We start from the raw sequence: 5,145 nt of genomic DNA on the forward strand, positions 1-5,145 counted from the left end.
CTTTAATTTACAAAACACAATTAATCAAAATTATTAAAATAGAGGGTGAATAAATCATGGCTAAGGACATTAAGTTTGCTGAAGATGCACGTGCCAAGATGCAAGCGGGAGTTGACAAGCTTGCAAATACGGTTAAGACGACGATTGGTCCTAAGGGACGTAATGTTGTGATTGAACAAAGCTACGGCGCACCAACTATTACGAATGATGGTGTGACAATTGCTAAGTCAATCGAGTTGGAAGACCACTTTGAAGACATGGGGGCAAAGTTGGTTGCTGAAGTTGCCTCAAAGACCAACGATATCGCTGGTGATGGTACGACGACAGCCACTGTTTTGACACAAGCTATCATTAATGAAGGTTTGAAGAATGTGACAGCCGGTGCTAACCCAGTTGGTGTGCGTCGTGGAATTGAATTGGCAACGGATGCGGCTGTTAAGTCATTGCATGACATGTCAAAGACGGTGTCAACGAAGGAAGAAATTGCGCAAATCGCGTCAATTTCAGCTGCTAACCCAGAGGTGGGTGAGTTGATTGCTGAGGCGATGGAGAAGGTTGGTAACGACGGCGTTATCACCATCGAAGAGTCAAAGGGTATCGAAACAACGTTGGATGTTGTTGAAGGTATGCAATTTGACCGTGGTTACATGTCACAATACATGGTCACGGATACGGACAAGATGGAAGCATCTTTGGACAACCCATACATTTTGATTACGGATAAGAAGATTGCGAACATTCAAGAAATCTTGCCAATGTTGCAAAGTGTTGTCGAGCAAGGTCGCGCTTTGTTGATCATCGCTGATGATATTACGGGTGAAGCTTTGCCAACGTTGGTCTTGAACAAGATGCGTGGTACGTTTAACGTGGTTGCTGTGAAGGCACCTGGCTTCGGTGACCGTCGTAAGGCCCAATTGGAAGATATTGCTATCTTGACGGGTGGTACCGTGATTACTGAAGACCTTGGTTTGAACTTGAAGGACGTCACGATTGCCCAACTTGGTCAAGCCGCTAAGGTAACGGTATCAAAGGATAACACGACGATTGTTGAAGGTGCTGGTAACAAGGATGCCATCGCTGAGCGTGTTAACCTGATTAAGGGTCAAATTGCTGAGACAACCTCTGATTTTGATCGTGAGAAGTTGCAAGAGCGTTTGGCTAAGTTGGCCGGTGGTGTTGCTGTCATCAACGTCGGTGCTGCAACTGAAACTGAGTTGAAGGAGCGCAAGTACCGAATTGAAGACGCCTTGAATGCCACACGCGCCGCTGTTGAAGAAGGATTCGTTGCCGGTGGTGGAACTGCTTTGGTTAACGCAATCCCTGCGGTTGCTGCCTTGTCTGAGGATGGGGATGTGCAAACGGGTATCAACATTGTGCGTCGTGCCTTGGAAGAGCCAGTTCGTCAAATCGCTGAAAATGCTGGTTTGGAAGGATCAGTGATTGTGAACCAATTGAAGGCCGAAAAGCCTGGTATTGGTTACAACGCTGCGACTGATGAATGGGTTGATATGGTTGCTGCTGGTATCGTGGATCCAACGAAGGTGACGCGTTCAGCTTTGCAAAATGCTGCCTCAGTGTCAGCTTTGTTGTTGACGACTGAAGCTGTTGTTGCGGAGCAACCTAAGGAAGACGCAGCACCTGCAATGCCTGCTCAAGGAATGCCGGGCATGATGTAATTTAATACAAACTAATGAACCACCGTCATGCTTTTGGCGGTGGTTCTTTGTTTGTGAAAAATTATCTAAATATCAATGATAGACAACGGGTGTAAATAGCACTAAAATAAGTCGTTGTAGAAATTTTAAATCGTCTTACAAATTGGCGTAACAGCTAAATCTAATTTAATAGGAGCGAATTAATCATGTGGCGCTTTTTAAAGCGGTTGTTGATTGGAAAGCCATTGAAGACCCTGGAAGAAGGCTCGCAACATTTGAGTCGAACCAAGGCATTGGCATTGTTGTCTTCTGATGCGTTGTCATCAGTTGCCTATGGTACGGAGCAAATTACGACGGCGTTGATCGCTGCGAGCGCTGCGGCCCTTTGGATGCAAATTCCGATCGCAATTCTGGTTTTGGTGCTGTTGGCAGCGATTACGTTGTCATATCGCCAAATCATTCATGCGTACCCATCGGGTGGTGGTGCGTATGTCGTAACGTCAACTAACTGGGGACGTAACGCAGGACTTGTCGCGGGTGGTTCATTGTTGGTTGACTACATGCTGACCGTGGCCGTATCTGTTGCGGCAGGTACAGAAGCCATTACCTCAGCAATTCCAGCCTTACATCCCTATGCAGTTGGGATTGGTGTCGTGATTATCTTGATTTTGATGGGAATCAACTTGCGTGGTGTCCGGGAGTCAGCTGGCTTCTTGATGGTGCCGGTTTACTTCTTTATCTTGATGATTACGGGGATGGTGCTATATGGTTTGTATAACATCGCCACTGGCCAGGTAGCGTTCCATGCTGCTTCGGCTATCGGTACGACGGGATCGAATATCGGCATCATCTTGTTCTTGAAGGCGTTCTCAAGTGGATCATCTTCATTGACTGGTGTTGAAGCGATTTCAAATGCCGTACCAAACTTTAAAGAACCAAAGCCTCGTAATGCAGCGGCAACGTTGTCAATTATGGCCTTGATTTTGGCCTTCTTCTTTGCCGGCATTACATTCTTGTCATACTGGTATGGTATTCGTCCAAATGACCACGTGACTGTTTTGGCCCAAATTGGTCAGGCGACCTTTGGTCACGGCGTGCTGTTCTATTTGTTGCAAATCGCCACGGCTTTGATTTTGGCAGTTGCTGCCAACACCGGATTCTCAGCCTTTCCACAGTTAGCCTTTAATTTGGCGAAGGACAAGTTCATGCCACACATCTACATGGACAAGGGTGATCGCCTGGGTTACTCAAACGGTATTATGTCATTGGCCATTGGGGCCATCGTCTTGCTGTTAATCTTTAACGGTTCGACGGAAGCACTGATTCCATTGTATGCTGTGGGTGTGTTCATTCCATTTACGTTGTCACAATCAGGAATGATTATTCACTGGTTCCGTGAACGTGAAGGTATTTGGCTTGGTAAAGCGTCAATCAATTTCGTTGGTGCGGCCATTTCATTTGCCTTGGTGGTTATCTTATTCTGGATGCACTTCAAGTCAGTTTGGCCTTACTTGATTATCATGCCAGTGCTCATTAAGATGTTCTGGACTGTAAACAAGCACTACCGCGCTGTCGCAAAGCAATTGCGTGTTTTGTCTAAGGAACCGGTCAAGCGTCATCATTACGATGGTGCGACTGTGATTGTGTTGGTCTCAAACTTGACGAAGGCAACGGCTGATGCGATTGACTATGCCCAATCAATGGGTGATCGCGTTTTGGCAATGCACGTTTCGTTTGATTCGAACCCTGAAAAGGAACATCGTTTGGGGGTGGAATTCAAGCGTGAATTCCCGGATGTCCGCTACGTGGATATTCACTCGTCTTATCGATCAATTACAGAGCCATCATTACGTTTCGTGGATGAAATTGCGAAGGGTGCTAAGGAACGCAATCATTCCTTGACTATCTTGATTCCGCAATTCGTACCACGTCACGGTTGGCAAAATGCTTTGCACAACCAAAATAGTTTGCGTTTGCGCACGGCGTTGGCCTCACGTGACGTCACGGTATCGACGTACTACTTCCACCTAAAGGAATAGTTGTTAAAAACGAATATTTTCATCTGCTATCATCAAGAGGTTGTGTTAACCTATTGATGATAGCTTTTATTTTGAAAGCAAAAAAACTTAGAGAAAATAAAGGGATAGAGATAATGGATTATACCGTTGATGAAGTCCGACAAGAATTACAAGCCATCCGTGAACGGGTGCACCATGGCGAATTATTTGATTCAATGGGAGCTGAGATTGGTCGCTTGATTGATCAGTTTGATTATGATGCCCCAACAACCGTTGCGCAATTAGATGCGGCCACTGCTAGTACATTGCAAGAAAAGCTTTCTGATTGGCAGACAGCATTGATTGCTGGTGAACCAGTGGTGGTCACGGATCAAGACGTATTGGATATGATGACAGGGTTGCGTCAGACTGATCCTGAACTACGTGATCGCGGTGTGTTTTTCTTTGTCAGTGATGGCTTACAGAATCATATTTTCAGTGATAACCAAGTTGTCATGATGACACGCTACCTTTTACAGGATTCAGTCTTGTTTTCGCACATTACGGAAACGAATAATGATGGTATTTTCTTCCGATCATTCGCTGTATTTATTCTGTCGATGTTGAACTATGCTAATCGGACGAATGACTTTGATTTGTTTACAGATGATTTGCATGAAATGATGATTGATAACTTAGCGACTTATATCGCGTTAGAGCATGACACGCGTGGCTTTGTTGAGGGGAAAGGCTGGGCCCACACATTCTTGCACGTTGGCAATATGTTAGATGATTTATCAAACGATGATGCTGTGACCCGTGCAGACAAAATTTTCTTATTGACGGTGCTGATTGAACGTATCAAGCGTTTGGAGACGCCACTGGTGATGGGTGAAAACCGTCGAATTGATAGTTATATCGTGACGCTGGTGAACATGAATCCACTGTATCGCGATTATTTCTTAAAGCAATTAAAGCAATGGCGTCAAGAAATGACCCGTCAGATGCAACCTGAAGTTGAGGCTGATTGGCATCGTATGTACAACCAGCAGCGGTTACTTCAAGGGCTACTGTTACGCGAAAAGTTGCCTAAAGAAATTTATAATTATCTTAACGAAGCGCGAAACTTTCTAGCGTAACTTATCAAGAATTCAGGAACGTGTTATACTGAGGGTTCCAAATAAATCAGTTTGACAGGGAGATAGACATGTCAGAAAAGCTAAACATTGCGATGTTCTTTGGTGGTAATTCATCAGAACACGACGTTTCAAAGCGTTCAGCACGTAACATTTACGATGCCATGGACAAGGAAAAGTACAACGTAACGGTTTTCTTGATTTCTAAGGACGGAATCATGATCAATGCCGCTGATTCAAAGCGCGTATTTGATGGTGAAGACGAAGATACGATTGTGGCGGAAGCAAAGTCAAAGATGGACTTGAAGAACCCATTGGCACCAATTGCAGTTTTGGGTGAGATGTCAGAAATTGACT

Annotated in this window: 3 protein-coding genes and 1 pseudogene; all 4 read left to right on the forward strand. The window is 44.9% G+C overall.

From position 1 onward, the window contains the following. The first annotated feature begins 56 nt into the window (after positions 1 to 56). The gene (gene groL, locus WEIDD23_RS04130) at positions 57 to 1,676 is read left to right on the forward strand and encodes a chaperonin GroEL (protein WP_010373520.1); all 1,620 of its coding nucleotides are present in this window, start codon (positions 57 to 59) and stop codon (positions 1,674 to 1,676) included. Between the two features lie 185 nt (positions 1,677 to 1,861). Further along, positions 1,862 to 3,694: an APC family permease gene (locus WEIDD23_RS04135; protein ID WP_010373522.1), complete on the forward strand. Its 1,833-nt coding sequence runs from the start codon at positions 1,862 to 1,864 to the stop codon at positions 3,692 to 3,694. A gap of 113 nt (positions 3,695 to 3,807) precedes the next feature. Next, positions 3,808 to 4,791, forward strand: a complete 984-nt coding sequence (locus WEIDD23_RS04140) for a DUF2785 domain-containing protein (protein WP_010373523.1) — start codon at positions 3,808 to 3,810, stop codon at positions 4,789 to 4,791. A gap of 68 nt (positions 4,792 to 4,859) precedes the next feature. After that, positions 4,860 to 5,145: pseudogene (locus WEIDD23_RS14455) on the forward strand (D-alanine--D-alanine ligase); the annotation flags it as partial.

Source organism: Weissella sp. DD23 (assembly GCF_001579105.1).
GTDB lineage: Bacteria > Bacillota > Bacilli > Lactobacillales > Lactobacillaceae > Weissella > Weissella cibaria.